General features: G+C 31.3%; 14 protein-coding genes. 12 read left to right on the forward strand and 2 right to left on the reverse strand.

Features of this window, described 5'->3' with window-relative positions; genetic code table 11:
• Positions 1 to 88: 88 nt before the first annotated feature.
• From A3EM_RS0111885 to A3EM_RS0111935, 10 genes are all read left to right on the forward strand, one after another.
• A complete protein-coding gene (locus A3EM_RS0111885) occupies positions 89 to 829 on the forward strand; it encodes an FkbM family methyltransferase (protein ID WP_020528437.1) in 741 nt (246 codons plus the stop codon).
• The gene (locus A3EM_RS0111890) at positions 822 to 1,982 is read left to right on the forward strand and encodes a glycosyltransferase family protein (RefSeq protein ID WP_020528438.1); all 1,161 of its coding nucleotides are present in this window, start codon (positions 822 to 824) and stop codon (positions 1,980 to 1,982) included. The genes A3EM_RS0111885 and A3EM_RS0111890 overlap by 8 nt, the downstream gene beginning before the upstream one ends.
• Positions 1,983 to 2,009: 27 nt before the next feature.
• Complete coding sequence (locus A3EM_RS0111895) at positions 2,010 to 3,851, forward strand: carbamoyltransferase family protein (protein WP_020528439.1); 1,842 nt, start codon at positions 2,010 to 2,012, stop codon at positions 3,849 to 3,851.
• Between the two features lie 55 nt (positions 3,852 to 3,906).
• Positions 3,907 to 5,082 (forward strand): glycosyltransferase family 4 protein, encoded by a 1,176-nt coding sequence (locus A3EM_RS0111900; protein ID WP_020528440.1) that lies wholly within the window; start codon positions 3,907 to 3,909, stop codon positions 5,080 to 5,082.
• Positions 5,079 to 6,416: a glycosyltransferase gene (locus A3EM_RS0111905; RefSeq protein ID WP_020528441.1), complete on the forward strand. Its 1,338-nt coding sequence runs from the start codon at positions 5,079 to 5,081 to the stop codon at positions 6,414 to 6,416. The genes A3EM_RS0111900 and A3EM_RS0111905 overlap by 4 nt, the downstream gene beginning before the upstream one ends.
• A gap of 26 nt (positions 6,417 to 6,442) precedes the next feature.
• Complete coding sequence (hisH, locus tag A3EM_RS0111910) at positions 6,443 to 7,063, forward strand: imidazole glycerol phosphate synthase subunit HisH (RefSeq protein WP_020528442.1); 621 nt, start codon at positions 6,443 to 6,445, stop codon at positions 7,061 to 7,063.
• 7 nt (positions 7,064 to 7,070) lie between these two features.
• The gene (locus A3EM_RS0111915) at positions 7,071 to 7,829 is read left to right on the forward strand and encodes an AglZ/HisF2 family acetamidino modification protein (RefSeq protein ID WP_020528443.1); all 759 of its coding nucleotides are present in this window, start codon (positions 7,071 to 7,073) and stop codon (positions 7,827 to 7,829) included.
• A 75-nt stretch (positions 7,830 to 7,904) separates the two neighbouring features.
• A complete protein-coding gene (locus tag A3EM_RS0111920) occupies positions 7,905 to 9,035 on the forward strand; it encodes an N-acetyl sugar amidotransferase (protein WP_020528444.1) in 1,131 nt (376 codons plus the stop codon).
• A 114-nt stretch (positions 9,036 to 9,149) separates the two neighbouring features.
• Positions 9,150 to 10,547 carry a right-handed parallel beta-helix repeat-containing protein gene (locus tag A3EM_RS0111925; RefSeq protein WP_020528445.1) on the forward strand — a complete coding sequence of 466 codons (1,398 nt, stop codon included), beginning with the start codon at positions 9,150 to 9,152 and terminating at the stop codon, positions 10,545 to 10,547.
• 510 nt (positions 10,548 to 11,057) lie between these two features.
• The gene (locus A3EM_RS0111935; RefSeq protein WP_020528447.1) at positions 11,058 to 13,979 is read left to right on the forward strand and encodes a DEAD/DEAH box helicase; all 2,922 of its coding nucleotides are present in this window, start codon (positions 11,058 to 11,060) and stop codon (positions 13,977 to 13,979) included.
• Positions 13,980 to 14,036: 57 nt separating this feature from the next.
• Here the strand turns inward: A3EM_RS0111935 and recA are convergent, their stop codons facing one another.
• Complete coding sequence (gene recA, locus A3EM_RS0111940; protein WP_020528448.1) at positions 14,037 to 15,074, reverse strand: recombinase RecA; 1,038 nt, start codon at positions 15,072 to 15,074, stop codon at positions 14,037 to 14,039.
• 368 nt (positions 15,075 to 15,442) lie between these two features.
• Between recA and A3EM_RS0111945 the strand changes: the two genes are divergently transcribed.
• The gene (locus tag A3EM_RS0111945; RefSeq protein WP_020528449.1) at positions 15,443 to 16,501 is read left to right on the forward strand and encodes an ABC transporter permease; all 1,059 of its coding nucleotides are present in this window, start codon (positions 15,443 to 15,445) and stop codon (positions 16,499 to 16,501) included.
• 74 nt (positions 16,502 to 16,575) lie between these two features.
• Here A3EM_RS0111945 and metG read toward each other — a convergent pair whose 3' ends face one another.
• Complete coding sequence (gene metG / locus A3EM_RS0111950) at positions 16,576 to 18,648, reverse strand: methionine--tRNA ligase (RefSeq protein WP_026210249.1); 2,073 nt, start codon at positions 18,646 to 18,648, stop codon at positions 16,576 to 16,578.
• Between the two features lie 427 nt (positions 18,649 to 19,075).
• Between metG and A3EM_RS48315 the strand changes: the two genes are divergently transcribed.
• Positions 19,076 to 19,204: a hypothetical protein gene (locus A3EM_RS48315; protein ID WP_020528451.1), complete on the forward strand. Its 129-nt coding sequence runs from the start codon at positions 19,076 to 19,078 to the stop codon at positions 19,202 to 19,204.
• The last annotated feature ends 119 nt before the right edge of the window (positions 19,205 to 19,323 follow it).

Below are 19,323 nucleotides of genomic sequence, written 5' to 3' on the forward strand. Positions count from 1 at the left end.
AAATGTATAGCTATTATGTAGAAATGATGAAAAAGTTATTCAAACTCTAAATTTTACCATGAAATTATTAATGTAAAGACTAAACATCGTGAAAAAATTTTTGAAAAATACTATTAAATCTTATTTACGAAAAAAGGGTAAAATAATTAAACCTTATAATGAAACAGAGGAAAAAGTACAGTTGGTACAGTATAACTGGCTAAAAAATCTAAATATTAAAACGATTATTGATGTTGGAGCGAGTAATGGCGGTTTTGCAATTAAAGCTAGGGGTTGGTTTCGTGATGCATCCATTTATAGTTTTGAACCTATTCCAAATTCTTATCAAAAACTATTGCAAAATTTTGATGGAGACAAAAAGTTTAACGCCTTCAATTATGGGTTATCAAACTTAGAAGGTGAATCAAGTTTTTTTATTTGTGATAATAATACAGGTTCAAGCTCACTATTGGAAATGGATAACCTTCATAAAAAAGCTTATCCCCATACATCAGAAAATACAAAAATCACTATAAAAACCTCCACATTAGATAAATGGTCAACAACACAAGAATACTTAGAGAATGATATTCTTTTAAAAATGGATGTACAAGGAGCAGAACTTTTTGTACTTCAAGGAGCACATGAATTCCTAAGCAAAGTAAAAATTCTTATAACAGAAGTAAGTTTCAATAGCCTTTATAAGAATAGCGTATCATTTGAATCTTTATATGATTTTTTAAAAAAATATGGATTTTTATTAAGAGGATTAGAAAATATTTCTCAAAGTACTATAGATGGTACTTTTCTTCAAGCAGATGCATTTTTTATCAAAGAATTGGATGAATAAAGTATTGCTTAAAATATTAGATTCATTTTATATAGGTATTTTATGGTTAATAATCACGGCTATAAAAACATCTATTTTTATTCTGAAAAAAAAGAAAAAAAATAGAATTGCTGCTTTGCCATATTTACCTAAAAACTACCCTGGAGGAAATATTCGAATTGGCAATTGGAAAAAACACTTTAATAATAGAAATCAAGAATTTGATGTATTTTGGGCCTCTGAAAAAGATCAATTTGAAAAATGGATAACTCCCGGCCTAAACATAAAAAACTATTTTTTTCATTTTCTTGTATTGTTTAAAAGAACTAAAACATTTCTAAAAATTAGAAATTATGAAATTATTTGGCTTCAAAGGAATTTTATCCCTTTTTATCCTTTAAAGGATCCCTTATTTGAAAAATTGATAAAAAAACTAGGCAAAGTTTTAATTGTAGATTATTACGATGCCGATTATCTTCATAATAAATCCCTTGTTAATGAAACAGCTTTAATTGCAGATAAAATAACTGTTTCTTCTCCTTTTCTTTTCGAATATTTTAAAAAAATTAATCCTTACACATTTTTATTGCCTCTTACCATAGAACCAAATAAATATTATCAAAAAGACGGAAATCAAAAAAATAAAGAATTGGTTATTGGGTGGATGGGAAACCCAGGAAATGCCCTCGAACTTATTAAAATTAAAGAGGCTTTGATTGCTTTAGAAAAAAGGTATTCAAAGAAAATATCATTTGAATTTTTGTGTAGAGGAGAGATTTCCCTTCCTTTAAAACAGCTAAAATTAAAAAAATGGACAGAAAAGGACTTCAACTACTATGACTGGCTTTCATCTGTTGATATAGGAATTGTTCCCTATACCTCCAATACGGAGAGATTAAGAGCAAAGTCTCCTATGAAAACTCTTGAATTTTTATGCAGTTCCATTCCTGTAGTTATTTCACCTTGTGAATCTTACCCTGAATTAATTCACAATGATAATTGCTTAATTGCAAGAGATTATGAAGAATGGATAAATTATATTTCAATGTTAATAGAAAATCCAAACGAAAGAAAACGTATTGGAAAATCAGGAAAATTTTATTTTAACAATCATCACACTTATACTAAAAACATAAACTTATTACAAAAAATTCTTTCATTAAACTCAATTTAAGACTTAACAATAAATTTTAACAAGATTATGTCATACATTTTAGGTATTCATATTGGGCACGATGCAACGGCTGCATTAATTAATTATAAAGGAGAAATAGTAGGTGCAATTGCTGAAGAAAGGCTTACAAGAGTAAAGTATATTACAGGATTTCCATATATGGCTATTGAACAAGTATTAAAAAATGCGAACATTAATAAGAATGAAATTTCCAAAATAGCTACTACGGTCGAGGCCCTTTTTCATCCTATATATACTTTTGTTGAAGAATATTATATGTCGAAGGATTTAGAATTTAAAAAGGAAAGAGATCTTTTTAACGACTTATCAGTAGAAAGTAAATTTAGTCAGGTAAAATCCTTAATAATAAAGAATCTTACTGGAAATGGTAAACAAAATAATTCCAATAATTATTTAGAAGAATCAAAAAATTATACTAAAAAGGTTATTAGAGAAAAGATAAATGAACTTGGTTTCGAAAATACCGAGCTTTCAATTATTGATCACCATACCTGCCACGCTGCAAGCGCATTTTATACAAGTGGAAAAAAAGATGCTTTGACCATAACCATAGATGGAGCAGGAGATGGTCTTTGTGCTACAGCTTCCATAATCGAGGATGGAAAATTAAAAAGAATTTCCTCAGCCAGTGCAGCTTGCTCTCCAGGACGATTTTATTCTGAAATTACCAGATTTTTGGGTTTTAAAAGGAATAGGCATGAAGGAAAAATAACCGGATTGGCTGCATTTGGAAACCCTGAGAAATATTATAACGATTTAAAACAATTTTTGTCCTTTAATCCAGAAAAAGAATCTTTTGAATTTAAAGAGGACAACATAGAAAAGAACAAATATCTGAGCAAAATAAATACTCTTATTCGAATAATAAACAATGAAAATTTTGGAGTTCCACATATTGACAGTATGCGGAGGTTTTTAGAAAAGAACTTCCATCCAAAGGAACATATGAAAGACTTAGCTGCAGCTGTTCAAAAGATTTCTGAAGATATTGCGGTTGAATATGTTAAGCATTTTTTAAAAAAATATCCAAATAAAAATGTTGTTCTTGCTGGAGGATTATTTGCCAATGTGCGAATAAATCAAGTAATTTCTGAAATAGAAGGTGTAGAATTTGTCTTTATTCATCAAAATATGGGTGATGGTGGATGCTCTGTAGGAGCTGCTTTATACTGCTTATACGATTTAAATGAAAAAGCATATGATTCCTATAGTCCAAATAATGTTTACTTTGGCAATAGTTATAATGATAATGAAATTGAATCTGCCTTAAAAAACAGCAATTTAAACTATAGAAAATCAGATAATATTGAAGCTGAAATTGCAAAATATATCCATTCTGGTAAAGTAATAGGAAGATTTAACGGAGGAATGGAATATGGTCCCAGAGCCTTAGGAAATAGAAGTTTATTAGGAAGCCCAACAGATAAATCTATCAATGACTGGCTAAACAAAAAACTTAACAGAACTGAATTTATGCCTTTTGCTCCCTCTGTGTTAGAAGAGGAAGCTCCAAATCTATTTGAAAATTATTCTAAGGGAGTAGCTTCTAAAGCTTCTAATTTTATGACTATTACTTATGATGTAAAAGAAAATTGGAAGGATAAAATGCAAGCAACTACTCATATTGATGGTACTGCTAGGCCTCAGGTAGTAAGAAAAGAGGATAACCCGTCATTTCATAAAATTATTGAGGAATATCATAAATTAAGTGGAATCCCTGGAGTCATTAATACTAGCTTCAATATGCATGAAGAACCAATTGTAGCTTCCCCTCAAGATGCAATTAAAGCACTTAAACAAAAAGCATTCGATTATCTAGCAATAGGAAACTTTATTTGCGAAGTGTGATCAGAAATAAATTTTGAATTAACTTCTATGCAAAGAATTCAGTAAATTATTTCTAATGAAGAAAAAAAAAATTGCCATCCTATTGGATGGCCCCATAAAAAATGATGGAAGGGTTCGAAGAATTATTGAATCACTTTCTTTAATTCATAATGTAGACTTGTATTATATTGATGGTCAAGAGAATGATAAAGAGTTATTTAATAAAAATGTAAATCTATTTTCAAATTCAATCTATGGAAATTGGATAACTCAAAACTTTAAGTTTCAGAATAAATTTAAGGAAATAGAAAATAGCATATTGAAGAATATTTCCACCTATGATATTATCTATTGTAATGATTATCCACTTTTAGCACTTGGGGTTAAATTAAAAAAGGTAAATAAAAGAATTAAACTTATTTATGACTCTCATGAGATATATATTGAAACAATTAATCAGTTTTTTCCTACTAAAGGCTTAAAGGCAATCTACGGGAAATTATTTATTGAAATAAATAAAATTTACCATTCCCTTCAAGAAAAAAGGCTAGTTAAAAATATTGATGAATTTATTACAGTATGTGATAGCTTTAAGTTTTACTTTGAAAAAAAATATGATTTAAGAAAAATCAAGGTAATAAAAAACTTTCCAAGGTTAGCTTCAAACCTTTTCGATAGAAATAATTTGCTAAGAGAGGTTTTAAAATTACCTAACACAAGTTTGATCTTATTGTACCAAGGTGTCTTAAATAAAGGAAGAGGATTAGAAAAAATGATCCAGGCCTGTTCTTTATTAAATCAAAATGAACATTTTGTTATTTTAGGTGATGGACCAATTAAAAATGATCTCGAACAGTTAAAAAAGGACCTCAATGTTTCAAATGTCCATTTTTTAGAAAAAGTACCTTTTGAAAAGTTATTGAGGTATACAGCCTCAGCCGACATTGGAATCCTTTTTATTCAACCAATTAATAAATCAAAAGAATTAACTCTTCCTAATAAAGTGTTTGAATATATGGCTGGAAGTCTATTTATCTTTTCCAATTCTTTACCTGAAAGTTCGAATTTAATTAAGGAAGTTAATTGTGGATTAATATTAAAAAATGATGATCCAAAAAATATTGCTGAAGAAATAACAAAAATTTCAAACAATAAGAAATTATTAGCAAATGGATCTAATGGTAAGGAAGCATTTATAAGAAATTTAAATTGGGAGAAACAAGAAGAGACTTTACTTGAGGTTTTTAAATGAAAAGAGTTTTAATTCTGGCATATGATTTCCCACCCTATGTCTCTGTGGGAGGTTTGAGACCCTATGCATGGTATAGATATTTAAAAGAGTATGGAATTTATCCTATAGTTGTGACAAGACAATGGGGAAATAAATATGGTAACCACCTTGATTACATTGCTCCTGGTGATTCTTCTGAGGTTATTGAAGAAAACTCTGAATATGGAACAATTTTAAAAACTCCCTACAAACCTAATTTGGGTAATCGAATAATGCTAAAATATGGGGAATCAAAGTTCAAGCTTCTCCGAAAATTAATTTCTGCATTTTTTGAATTTAGTCAGTGGATTTGGATGATTGGACCTAAAGTGCAATTATATTTTGCTGCAAAAAAATATCTAAATTCAAATAATGTAGAAGCAATAATAGCAACAGGAGATCCATTTATTCTATTTAGGTATGCTTCAATTTTAAGTAAGAAATATAAAATTCCCTGGATAGCCGATTATAGGGATCCATGGATACAGGATAAAAGTAGGAAGAAAAATTTTTTATTACATAATTGGGAAGCTTTCTGGGAAAAAAAATGCACAACAAATTTAAATTCTATTATTACAGTTTCCTCCTTTGTGGAGAAACAAATCAGTAGTTTATTAAAAGAAAAAAAATTCCATATACTCCCTAATGGATTTGATCCTGATAATATTGAAAATATTAGGAATATTTCTCAAGAAACTGATATCCTGAATATTGGATTTGTAGGAACCATTTACGATTGGCACCCCCTTGAAAGTTTTTTAATGGTTTGTAATGATTTCAGTAAAAACGAAAAGGCTAGAATAAATATCAATTTTTATGGAGTATCAAATGAGGAAAAAATAAATAACATTCTTGAAGCTAAATATCCCTACTTAAAAACGCTAGTTTCAATTTCTCCAAGATTGCCAAATCAATTACTCAAAGAAAAACTTGCTTCAAATAGTATTTTAATTCTGTTCAATGATTATTCTATCCTTGGTACGAAAATATTTGATTATTTGGCCTTAAAAAGGCTTATACTCCTTTGTTATGAAAATGACCCAAAAGCAATGGAGTTAAAAAAGAAATATTTTCTAATAAAAGAATTTAACTCAGAAAGTAAACATTTACAAAAGGATGTTATTGATTCTACAAATTCTGGAATAATCATAAATGATGAATCTCATTTATACGAATACTTGAAAAATTTATATATGGAATTTCAAGAAAATGGATTTATTTCGTGTAATTCTGTAGGTATCGAAAAATTTTCCAGAAAATTCCAAGTAAAAGAGTTATCAGCTATTATTAACAATATTTCATCAAACAAATATTAAAAAAAAAAGGATTATTTTAAATAATTATGGGAGATAAAATAATTATTATTGATTATGGCATGGGTAACTTAAACTCTGTTAAGAAAAAGTTTGACAGGCTTAAAGTGAATGTTATCATTACATCTGACCCCCACGAAATTGAGTCTGCCAATAAAATAGTTTTACCTGGTGTGGGGCACTTTAAGAAAGCTATGGAGAACTTAAATAACCTAAATCTAATTCCTGCATTGAATAAGTTTACCTTAATTGATAAAAAACCAATATTAGGAATTTGTTTGGGAATGCAACTTATGGCAAATAATAGTGAAGAAGGTAATTGTGAAGGATTAGGATGGATAGATGCCAATGTGGTCAACTTTAGCATAAGCAATAAATTAAGATATAAAGTACCCCACATGGGATGGAATCAAGTACATATTAATAAAGAAAGCCTTTTGATGAAGGAAATTGGTAGCCAATCAGAGTTTTATTTTGTTCATTCCTACCATTTTATTGCAAATCAAAAAAGTGATATTTTGAATGAAACAGACTTTGAATATAAGTTTACTTCTGCTGTTGAAAAAGACAATATTTATGGAGTACAATATCATCCAGAAAAAAGCCATGAGACAGGTGAACAACTATTAAAAAACTTCATTAACCTTTAATTAAAAGATGTTTAGACCAAGGGTAATTCCAGTACTTTTACTTAAAAATAAGGGTTTGGTAAAATCTAAAAAATTTAAAGATTTTAGATATATAGGTGATCCGATTAATGCTGTTAGAATTTTTAATGACTTTAAAGCAGATGAATTAGTATTTCTAGATATTTTGGCAACGAAGGAAAACCGATTAGTTTCATTAGATTTTGTAAAAAAGGTTGGAGAAGAAGCAAATATGCCCTTTGCAGTTGGTGGTGGTATTAAAACTATTGAGGATATTCAGAAAATTATAAGTGCCGGAGCTGAAAAAGTAATAATTAATTCTTTTGCTGCAGAAAACCCTGATTTTATCCAGCAAGCGGCTGATACATTTGGTTCTTCTACAATTGTTGTTTGCATTGATATAAAAAAGAAATTTCTAGGTGGGTTAAAAACCTTTACTAGGAATGGAAAAAAAAGCACTAAGTTTTCTCCTGTAGAATTTGCTCAATTAATGGAATCCAAAGGAGTAGGTGAAATAATAGTTCAGTCCATTGAAAATGATGGTGCAATGGCTGGATACGATATATCATTAATTAAATCAATTTCTGAAGCAGTTACAGTACCTATTGTAGCACTTGGAGGAGCAGGCAATTTAAAACATCTCCAGGAAGGATACAAAGAAGGATTTGCAAATGGTCTAGGCGCTGGTAGTATGTTTGTTTACCACGGTAAAAAAAAGGGAGTTTTAATTAATTATCCAGAAAAATCAGAGGTTAAGTTTGAATTATAGAAGCAATAATTGAACATATCCAAAGTTCTTTTTTTGAAAGAGAATTTTTTAATCTACTGCATACTATTTTTTTAAATGAATAAATTGAATTACCAACGTTGCACCAGGTGTGTAATGGACACTACAGATCCCGATATTTATTTTGACGAAAAAGGACATTGTAATCATTGTAATGATTATTATGACAGAATTTCCAAATTAATTTACCAAGGAGAGGAAAGTGACAAACAACTTATTCAACTGGTAAATACTTTGAAAGAGTCTGGAAAGAATAAGGAATACGATTGTGTATTAGGGATTAGTGGAGGGGTTGATAGTTGCTACACAGCATATTTACTGAAGCAACATGGTTTAAGAGTTTTAACTATCCACCTGGATAACGGATGGGATTCAGATACATCAGTAAAAAATGTAAAGAATGTAGTAACCAAATTAGGATTTGATTATCAAAGCTATGTTATTGATTGGGAAGAATTTAAAGATTTACAAATCGCATTTTTAAAAGCCTCAATAGTTGATGCAGAAATACCTACCGATATGGCAATCCCTGCTATTATTCACCAGGCTGCTGCAGAAAATAATGTGAAGTATGTAATCAGTGGGGGAAATTATGCAACTGAAGGGATTTTACCAAAAAGCTGGGGATACTACGCCAAAGACATGCGATTATTTAAATCAATTTGTAAAAAATTCGGTGTTAAAAAACTAAAATCATATCCTACTTTTGGTTATAAAACGGAGATGTACTATAAGTTTATAAAGGGGATAAAAACGCTTTATCCTCTTAACTATGTAGATTTCAATAAAGCAGCTGCTATGAAGGTTTTGGAGAATGAATTAGATTGGAAATATTACGGGGGAAAACATTATGAATCAAAGTTTACTGGTTTTCTTCAATCCTATATATTGCCGGAAAAATTTAACCTTGATTACAGAAAAGCTACCTTCTCCACACAAATTTGTGCAGGTGAAATTACCAGAGATTATGCATTAACTGAGTTAGAAAAAAGTTCCTTCAATCCAATTAAAATCCAAGAAGAAAAGGAATATTTATGTAAAAAACTTGACCTTTCCTTATCAGATTTTGATAAAATAATGGAACTTCCTCCAAAAACTTATAAAGATTACCCGAACGATAATGACAAAATTGAATTTATCTATAATTCTTATAGAAAGCTTGTTGCCTCCAAATTATTAAAAAGATAGTTGGTATTTAATAAATGGATTTTTCATTTCTTATGTTTGTAAAATATTTCACGTATTACTATAGATTAGGTGAAATATTTTACAGGAAATATAAATTGAAATAAGTATAACCCCTTGAAACCAACCAAACCATTTTTTTACCTAATCACCTTTATCTCAATCTGCTTTTACTTTTCTTCTTGTGAACTTCAGGAGGAGGTGGTTACTGATGATCCTTCGGTTGAACTTGCTTTTTCTACTGATACTGTCTTTTTTGATACTGTTTTTACTACACTGGGTAGTATTACGAAAAGGTTTAAGGTTTATAATCCTTCTGAAAATGCGGTGAATCTTTCCAGTATTAAATTGGGAAGTGGCTCTGAGTCTGCTTATTCTGTGGTGATTAATGGTTTTCAGGGGAATCAATTGAATAATATTCAGCTACTGGGAAAGGATAGTTTATTGATTTTAGTGGAAGTTTTAATTGATCCTCAGGAAGAGGATTTGCCTTTTATTGTTCAGGATTCTCTGGTTTTTGAAACAAATGGAAATGTACAGGATGTAAAGCTTGTTTCCTGGGGACAGGATGCTGTTTTTTTTAGAGGTGGCTTACAGGCGGTTGATTGTAATGCTACCTGGACTAAGGATAAACCTTATGTTGTTTTTGACTCTCTTCTGATTAGAGAAAATTGCCGGCTCACGATTAATCCAGGAACCAGAATACATTTTGGTACAAATGCTTCTCTTTTTGTTGGTGGAAATATGGAGGTGAATGGCACTGTTGAAGAACCTGTTGTTTTTACAAGTGTTCGGTCGGATGAAGGTTATGAAGATGTTCCAGGACAATGGCAGGGAATAACTTTTTTGGCTACCAGCCAGAATAATGTTTTCAACTGGTCAATTATCAGAAATGGAAATGTAGGTATTTATTTGGGTATCCCAGATGATAATGCTGATCCGGATATTGTCATTTCCAATTCTATTATTGAAAATATGGCAGCTTATGGCATTTTAAGTTTTACCTCCGATTTGGTCATGACAAATTCCCTAATTCATTCTTGTATATTAAGTACTATCAATTTATCCGCTGGGGGAAATTATGAGCTTTACCACAATACTTTTGCTGCAGTTTCTCCGGAGTTTTTCCGTGATAATCCTTCTTTTTTAGTTAAAAATTATGAGGTTCTGAGTGATGAATCCATTATTGCTGACGATTTATCGCTTACTATGGCTAATAATATTATTTGGGGAAAATTAGAGGAGGAATTATTTTTTGATTTTATTTCGGAAAGAAAATTTGAAATTTCTGCTTCTAATAATTTATTAAAAACTCAAATTGCTGAATTCGATCCTAATAATATTCTTAATGAAGATCCTCAGTTTTTAAATCCTCAGGAAAATTTATTTATGTTGGATACACTTGGTGAAAGTCCGGCAATTGACCAGGGTATTGAATTGGGAATTGAAACTGATTTGGCTGGAAATGATCGAGATGACCAACCTGATATTGGTGCTTATGAGTTTATTAAATAAGTGACCTTTTGCTTGCAAAAATTAAATTATAATCCGGCTAATAATCAGATTTTTTATCAATTCCAAAAGCCTTATTACTAAATGATAAACTATGCAAGAAGATTAAACTTCCGTCCCTTTTTCCAATCGATGAAAAAGGGACGGCTGCGGCCGACCGTAAAAAAATCTCTGCCTTCAAAAAGGTTTTCCGAGAAAGTAAAGTGGATACCTGATATACTTTCCCACCAAGGACTAGCAAAAACCAATTCCTATCTGACATCCTTTCCCACACTAATTTTGAAGGCATTTTTGCTTATTAATACTTTTATAATTTCATCCTGCTAATTTTTTTAATTGATAGCCTATTCCATTTTACCAAGAAAGTCAATTAATTATTGGAATAATCTTATTTTCACTTCGCTTCAAAATCTTTTCTAATCCAATTTTTCCATAAATAGGGATTATACATTAGATTCGAATTTTCTTTTTTATTTATTGACCGCTCAGGAAGGATTTTGAAGTAGTTTATTTATGGTAGTTTCACCCGATAGCCCTTTTCAGATTGTTTATTCATTATTTCAACACCAATATTTAGGATATTTATTTGAATCGTTTGTAGTTGAGTTAAGTGAGAATGGAAAACTTACCTTAAAACATCAAAATATTTCACATCTTAATGCCCACGAGTTTGCTTCAGGACTTGACGATACTGATTACAAGCTTATAGAATTAATGGATTCAATTCAGCAGGAAGCCATTATCAAGAAATTTTATAAAAAGAAGGCTTTACCTGCCAAGTTTTTTGAAGATGTTTATTTATCCAAGAGAAAAGATGAAGGTTTAATTCGGTATATAGATCAATATATTGAAAGCAGAAGGGGAAAAATATTGGATCTTTTGGCAGGAAAAGAACTTTATGAGATGGCCAACGATGGTAACCCTACTCATCATAAAATTGAAGTACAGCACGAAAAAGCTACCGTTCTCTTTCATTTTAGAAGAAATGAGGATAATACTCATTATTTCCCCACAATTAAATATAAAGGTGAAAAGGTTGACTTTCAATACAAAAATGGCATATTAATTTGTAATGAACCTGCCTGGTTAATGCTGGAAGGGAAATTATTTACCTTTGAAAAAAACATTGACGGTAATAAATTAAAACCCTTTCTTAATAAGAAATTTATTGCAATTCCCAGAAGTATGGAGGATACTTACTATAAAAAGTTTGTCACTCCACTTATTGAATCTTTCGATGTTTATGCTAAAGGTTTCGATATAAAATCTGTTTATGAAAAACCTTTTCCAAATATTTCTCTTTCAGAAATGGCTGGAAGCTCCGGTGTTTTATTTGGGAATAATGGTGATACTATAGTTGAAGATCAGGAGGAAAAAATAATTTTTACCCTGGGTTTTAATTATGACAAGTTTAAGTTCACAGCCAATAAAACCAATGGTGTTTCTGTGAAACTTGAAAAAAAGGGTGATAATTTTACTTTTTACAGGGTTAATAGAAATATAGAATTTGAGAAAAGTATTAACCAAAAACTTGAGGGGCTTGGGTTGACAATGAAAAATGGAAAAGCAGTAATGGAAAAATCAAAGGCTTTTTCTTTCATTTCCGATCACTTAAAAGAATTAGAATCTGCTGGAATAAATGTAAAACAACCTAATCCAAACGGGAAAAAATACTTTTTGGGACAATCCAGAATTACTCTGGAAATTAATGAAAACAAAGATTGGTTTGATATTAATGCCATTGTAAAATTTGGAGAGTACGAAATTCCTTTTCTAAAATTGAGAAAATTAATTATCTCGAATAAAAAGGAGTTTGTATTGCCCAATGGGGAAGTAGCAGTTATCCCGGATACCTGGTTTACCCAATATTCAGATCTCTTTAATTTTATTGATGAAGATGAACAAAACCACACTTTAAAAAAGCACCATGTAGCTATGGTTCAGGAACTTAAGGCAGGAAGTCTTGCCAAAGTTTCTATGAGTAGAAAACTCGAACAACTCAGAGATTTTAGTAAAATAGAATCCTCAGATTTATCATCAAATTTTACAGGTGAACTTCGGCCTTACCAAAAAGCCGGATATGACTGGCTTCAATTTCTTGGAGAATACAAATTCGGAGGATGCCTGGCTGATGATATGGGTTTGGGAAAAACTGTACAGACCTTAGCCATGCTTCAAAAAGAGAAGGACCAAAACAATGGCGGGACTTCTCTCCTGATTATGCCTACTTCCCTTTTATACAATTGGGAAATGGAGGCTAAAAAATTCACTCCAAACCTGAAGGTTTTTAGTTACACTGGTTCTTCCAGAAATAAAGACCTGGAACAATTCAGTAATTACGATCTCATTTTAACTTCTTATGGTATTGTAAGAATTGATGTGGACATTCTGGAAAATTTTTATTTCAATTATATCATTTTGGATGAATCTCAGGTAATAAAAAATCCTACTTCAATAATTGCTAAAAGTGTCAATCAACTCAAATCAAACAAAAGGCTTATTCTAACCGGTACTCCAATTGAAAATACTACGATGGATCTTTGGTCACAGATGAATTTTGTAAACCCTGGATTGTTGGGAAATCAAAAGTATTTTAAAAAGGAATATCAATTACCCATTGAAAAAAGGCAGGATGAATTAAAAAGTAAAAAACTTCATGCTCTGATTAAACCTTTTATAATGAGAAGACATAAATCTCAGGTAGCGAAAGATTTACCGGAAAAAATAGAAAAAATCCAATATTCTTCTATGACGAAAGCCCAGGAAGAAGAGTATGAAGAAACAAAATCAATTTATAGAAATAAAATATTGGATCAAATTGAAACAAGTGGTGTTTCAAAATCTCAAATGTTGCTCCTTCAGGGATTAACAATGTTAAGGCAACTGGCTAACCATCCAAAGATGGTTAATCCTGATTCTAAAAGTGATTCAGGAAAACTTGAAGATGTTATTCATATGTTGAATACAGCTATAGAAGAAGGACATAAAATCCTTATTTTCAGTCAGTTTGTAAAACATCTTAATATTTTAAAAGACTATCTGATTGAAAAAAAATTATGCTATGCCTATCTTGACGGTTCAACAAAAAACAGACAAGAACAAGTAGATAAATTTCAAAACAATCCCGACCTAAAATTATTTCTAATTTCCCTGAAAGCTGGAGGCCTGGGACTTAATTTAACCGCAGCAGATTACGTTTTTATTCTCGATCCCTGGTGGAATCCTGCAATTGAGGCACAGGCTATTGACAGAGCACACAGAATAGGTCAGGAAAACAAGGTGGTAATTTATAAATTCATCACAAAAAATTCTGTAGAGGAAAAAATTATAGCGCTTCAAAACAGCAAACTAAGGCTCGCTAATGAATTAATTAAAACAGAGGAAAGCTTTATTAAAAATCTTTCAAAAAATGATATTGAGGCATTGCTGTCCTAAAAAAAGGCCTTTTTGAAATTTCAAAAAGGCCTTTTTTAAAAGAGTTATCAACAAACTTTAATCTTGTGCTACAGGCTCTTCTTCAATGGTTTCACCATTTATTTTCGCTTTTATTTTCATTTCCAGTTCATCCATTAATTCTGGATTATCCCGGATTAATTCTTTCACTGATTCTCTACCCTGCCCAAGCTTGGTACCTTTATATGAAAACCATGATCCTGCTTTTTTAATAATATCAAAATCAACTCCCATATCCAAAACTTCTCCAGCTTTTGAAATTCCTTCCCCATAAAGGATATCAAATTCCACTACTTTAAAAGGAGGTGCAACCTTATTTTTTTGAACTTTCACTCTGGTTCTGTTACCAGTAATTTTATCTGCAGATTCTTTTATTGCACCAATCCTTCTGATATCTAAACGAACCGAGCAATAATATTTAAGCGCATTACCACCAGTAGTAGTTTCAGGGTTTCCAAACATAACCCCAATTTTTTCCCTTAGTTGGTTGATAAAAATACAGCAGCAATTGGTTTTACTAATTGTACCAGTCAGTTTCCTTAATGCCTGAGACATCAACCTGGCTTGTAATCCCATTTTGCTTTCACCCATTTCCCCTTCCAATTCAGCTTTTGGTACTAATGCCGCTACAGAATCTATTACAATTATGTCAATAGCTCCAGATCGCACTAAATGTTCGGTAACTTCAAGTGCCTGTTCACCATGATCTGGCTGAGAAATAAGCAAATTGTCTAAGTCAATTCCCAGTTTTTCGGCATAAATTTTATCAAAAGCATGCTCTGCATCAATAAATGCAGCTATCCCACCTGACTTTTGTGCCTGGGCAATTGTATGTAAAGCCAGTGTTGTTTTTCCAGAAGATTCCGGACCATAAATTTCAATTATTCTGCCTCTTGGTAAACCTCCTACTCCTAGTGCCAAGTCCAATCCTAATGATCCAGTAGAAATACTTGGAACATCAATTACACTATCATCATTTAATTTCATCACAATTCCCTTACCGTGATCTTTCTCAAGTTTGGATAATGTAAGTTGTAAGGATTTTAATTTCTCTGATTGGTCATTATTTGCAGCCATTATTCTATTTTTTTTGTTATTACAATATAATTATTCTTAATTATTAAAAAAATTGATTGATATAGAATTTTCAAAAATTCCTTAATCAAAGATGTATGATAAAACCGTAAGGGATTTACGGTGTAAAAAATATATGCTAATATAATTAATTGATTATTTTTTTAACAAAATAAAGACAATATTTTTTACATTTTTTATTTTTTTGATTTATTTATTAACAAAAAGTGGTTAAAAAAGAAAAAAACCTCTATGGTGATCGGGTTCGGTAATTTGCAAATCAATTAAAAAATCGCTCAATAAAAACCGGTTCAGTTCGTATGATATAAAGCAAAATTGTAAAGTCTTAAACTTAAAAGAATACTAGAATTATGTTAAAATTTGTGGCTAAGCGCTTTGGCTACGGTTTTTTAGTTATACTGGGAGTAGTGCATGTAGTATTCTTTTTATTTCATGCACTTCCTGGCGATCCCGTTGCATTACTTGCTGGTCAAAGAGCTGATCCTGAAACCAGAGCAAACATTAGAAAGGAATTGGGATTAGACCAGCCACTCAATCAACAATTAGTGCACTACCTCAATGACCTCTCTCCTATTTCTATTCATAAAGATAATTCTTATGTAAAAGATAAATACAATTTTGTATCCTTTTTTAGTATAGGGGGAAATTATATCCTAGCCTTAAAAACTCCTTATTTAAGACGATCTTTTCAATCAAATAAAAGAGTAGACATTTTAATCCTGGAAAATCTGGAAGGGACAATCTGGCTTGCAATTGCAGCCATGTTATTTGCTACCTTTTTCGGTATTCTATTTGGTTTAATCGCAGCACTTAGACAAAATTCTTTTTTGGATCATTTTTTTGTCACTTCTTCAGTAATGGGGATTTCTGCACCCTCATTTGTTTCAGCCATTCTGATCTCCATGTTATTTGGTTACTACCTCTCTGACTACACAGGTCTTAATCTTACAGGATCTCTTTGGGTAAATGATCCCTTATATGGACGGCAATTGCATTTAAAAAACATTATTTTACCAGCTATTACTTTGGGTATTAGACCTTTAGCTATTATTACCCAATTAACAAGAAGTTCAATGCTAGAAATCCTCCAACAAGATTATATTAGAACAGCTAAGGCTAAAGGACTTAACAGGTTTGTTATCATAGGAAAACATGCCTTAAAAAATGCCCTGAACCCAGTTATCACTGCAGTTTCAGGTTGGTTAGCATCTCTTATGGCAGGAGCTTTTTTTATTGAATACATATTTAATTGGAAAGGATTAGGTCTAAAGACTTTAAAAGCTGTAGAATTATTAGACTTTCCTGTAGTAATGGGATCTACCCTCGTAGTGGCAGGAATTTTTGTGGTTATCAACATATTTGTTGATATTCTTTATGCGGCAATTGATCCCAGGGTTAGGCTAGGATAATTTTCCAACCAAAAAAAGTCAGCAATTAGACACAAATTGCTGACTTTTCAAGAATTTTGTTCAAATAGAAAAACTTATCTGACTACACCTCCATTTGTAACTTTTTTCCTTGGTGCAATAAATGACAAGCTTCCATCTCTATCTTCAGCCATTAATATCATTCCTTCAGAATTAATACCTTTTATTTTTCTTGGTTCCAAATTCGCCAATACACAAACCTGAAGTCCTATTATCTCTTCTGGCTTAAAGAACTCCGCTATTCCACTTACAATTGTTCTCTTATCCACACCTGTATCCACCTGTAGTTTCAAAAGTTTTTTTGTCTTAGGCACTTTCTCTGCATGTAAAATGGTCCCAACTCTAATATCCATTTGGGTAAAATCATCAAAAGTAGTCGGCTCTTTTACAGGTTCTGCCGGAACGTTAGAAGCTACCTTAGCCTTTTCAAGCTTTTTTATCTGGTATTCAATTTGACTATCTTCAATTTTACTGAATAATAACTCAGGAATTCCTAATTTATCATAAGGATACAGCAGATCCACTCGGCCAGCCTTATTCCACTTGGGATTTCTAAGTCCAACCATATACTGAATTTTTTTGGCAGTTTTTGGCAGGAAAGGAGTTAAAAGAACACCCAAATTTGCTGTCAATTGAAGGGCTATATTCAATATAGTTTTGACAATTTCAGGATCTTCCTTTATTAACTTCCACGGTTCTGTATCAGCAAGGTATTTATTTCCTATTCTCGCCAAATTCATTACTTCAAACTGAGCCTCCTTAAACCTGTAATTTTCAATCAGTTTCTCAACTTTTTCAGGAACCTCTGCAATTTTATTTATGATTTCTTTGTCATATTCAGCAAGCTCTCCTCTTACAGGTACATCTCCGTTAAAATATTTATTCGTTAAAACAATAGCCCTATTAACGAAATTTCCCAGAATAGCGACTAATTCATTATTAACTTTCGCCTGGTAATCTTTCCAGGTAAATTCACTGTCCTTATTTTCGGGAGCATTTGAATTTAAAACATATCTCAGTTCATCCTGCTTTCCTGGAAAATCGTTTAAATATTCATGTACCCAGACAGCCCAATTTCTTGAAGTGGATAATTTATTTCCTTCTAAATTTAAAAATTCATTGGCTGGTATATTGTTGGGTAATAAAAAACCATCTCCATAAGATTTTAGAATAATTGGAAATATTATACAGTGAAATACGATATTATCCTTTCCTATAAAATGGACTAGTTTAGTGTCTTCATTTTTCCAATAATCTTCCCAGTTTTTACCTGCTTCTTTTGCCCACTCCTTTGTGGCTGAAATATAGCCAATCGGAGCATCCAGCCAAACGTATAAAACTTTACCATCAGCTCCTTCTAAAGGAACTTTTACTCCCCATTCCAAGTCTCTGGTCATTGGTCGTGGTTGTAGGCCTCCATCAATCCATGATTTACACTGGCCAAGAACATGTTTTTTCCACTCTTTAGGATTATGGTGATATTTACCATCCAATTCACCTTTTGTAATCCAATCATTCACCCACTCTTCATGATCATTTAATGGTAAATACCAGTGCTTTGTTTTTTTAAGAATTGGAGCACTTCCAGTTATAGTGGACTTAGGATTTATTAAATCCGTTGGTACAAGAGAAGACCCACATTTTTCACACTGATCCCCATAAGCACTTTCATTTCCACATTTTGGACATTCGCCAACAATGTATCTGTCTGCCAAAAATTGATTGGCTTCCTGATCATAATATTGTTCAGACTCATCGATTGTAAATTTTTTCTTTTCGTTGAGCACCTTGAAAAAATCCTGAGCGGTTTCATGATGTATAGGAGCAGAGGTTCTGTGGTAAATGGAAAAGTCAATCCCAAATTCCTCAAAAGTTTCTTTATTAATTTTGTGGAATTTATCAATAACCTGTTTGGGCGTTACCCCTTCCTTTTGTGCTTTTATTGTAATTGCAGCACCATGTTCATCACTACCACATATAAATGCAACATCCCTACCTGACTCCCTTAAAAATCTTACATAGATATCTGCAGGTAAATAAGCACCAGCAATATGGCCTATATGTAAAGGACCATTTGCATAAGGCAATGCAGCTGTTACAGTGTATTTTTTATATTTCTTCTCTTCCATTTTATCTTTTACTTGCAAAATCAATATTCTGGATAAAAAAGCTTTTCTCTTCTAATTCAATCAATTTTTCCTTCAGCTTACCCATAATAATACTGCAAATGTACAAATTCTAAATTCCCTGACATTTAAAGTTGATACTTTTTCCTGGGTGCAGGCCTCCTTTTTTCAGTTTTACTTAAAATAAGACAAATCTTTCCTTTAAGATCAATAAACATACGTTAAAATAGTTTTTTTTTAATAATTAATTGGATAATTTTTATTTACTTATAATCTCGAGAATTTTCCCAAAATGAAACATTACTACATAATTAAGATAAGATTAATTCATTGAAAAAAATTAAATAACTCAATATCAGCAAGTTAAAAAAAAATATACTATTGGAAACCTTTTTGACTCAATGTAAGAAAACAATAAAAAAGGAAAAAAATGAAAGCTTTAGAAATACAAAATTCAAATGAGTCTATTTCGGAAATGGAAAATAAACTTAAGGAGCTAAAGAGTAACCTGGAAAAGTTGAAAGAAAGGGCAAAAAGAATATCAGGAAAGACATATTAATCTGACAGACTGAAAATAATTCTACAATTTACTTTACTAGTTTTTTACTTAAGCTTTTTTCATATTTTACCCAAGAGAAATTAGGGAGAATTTTGAATATGACTTGGATTAACAAAAAG

The organism is Flexithrix dorotheae DSM 6795 (assembly GCF_000379765.1).
In the GTDB taxonomy this organism is placed as follows: Bacteria; Bacteroidota; Bacteroidia; order Cytophagales; family Flammeovirgaceae; genus Flexithrix; species Flexithrix dorotheae.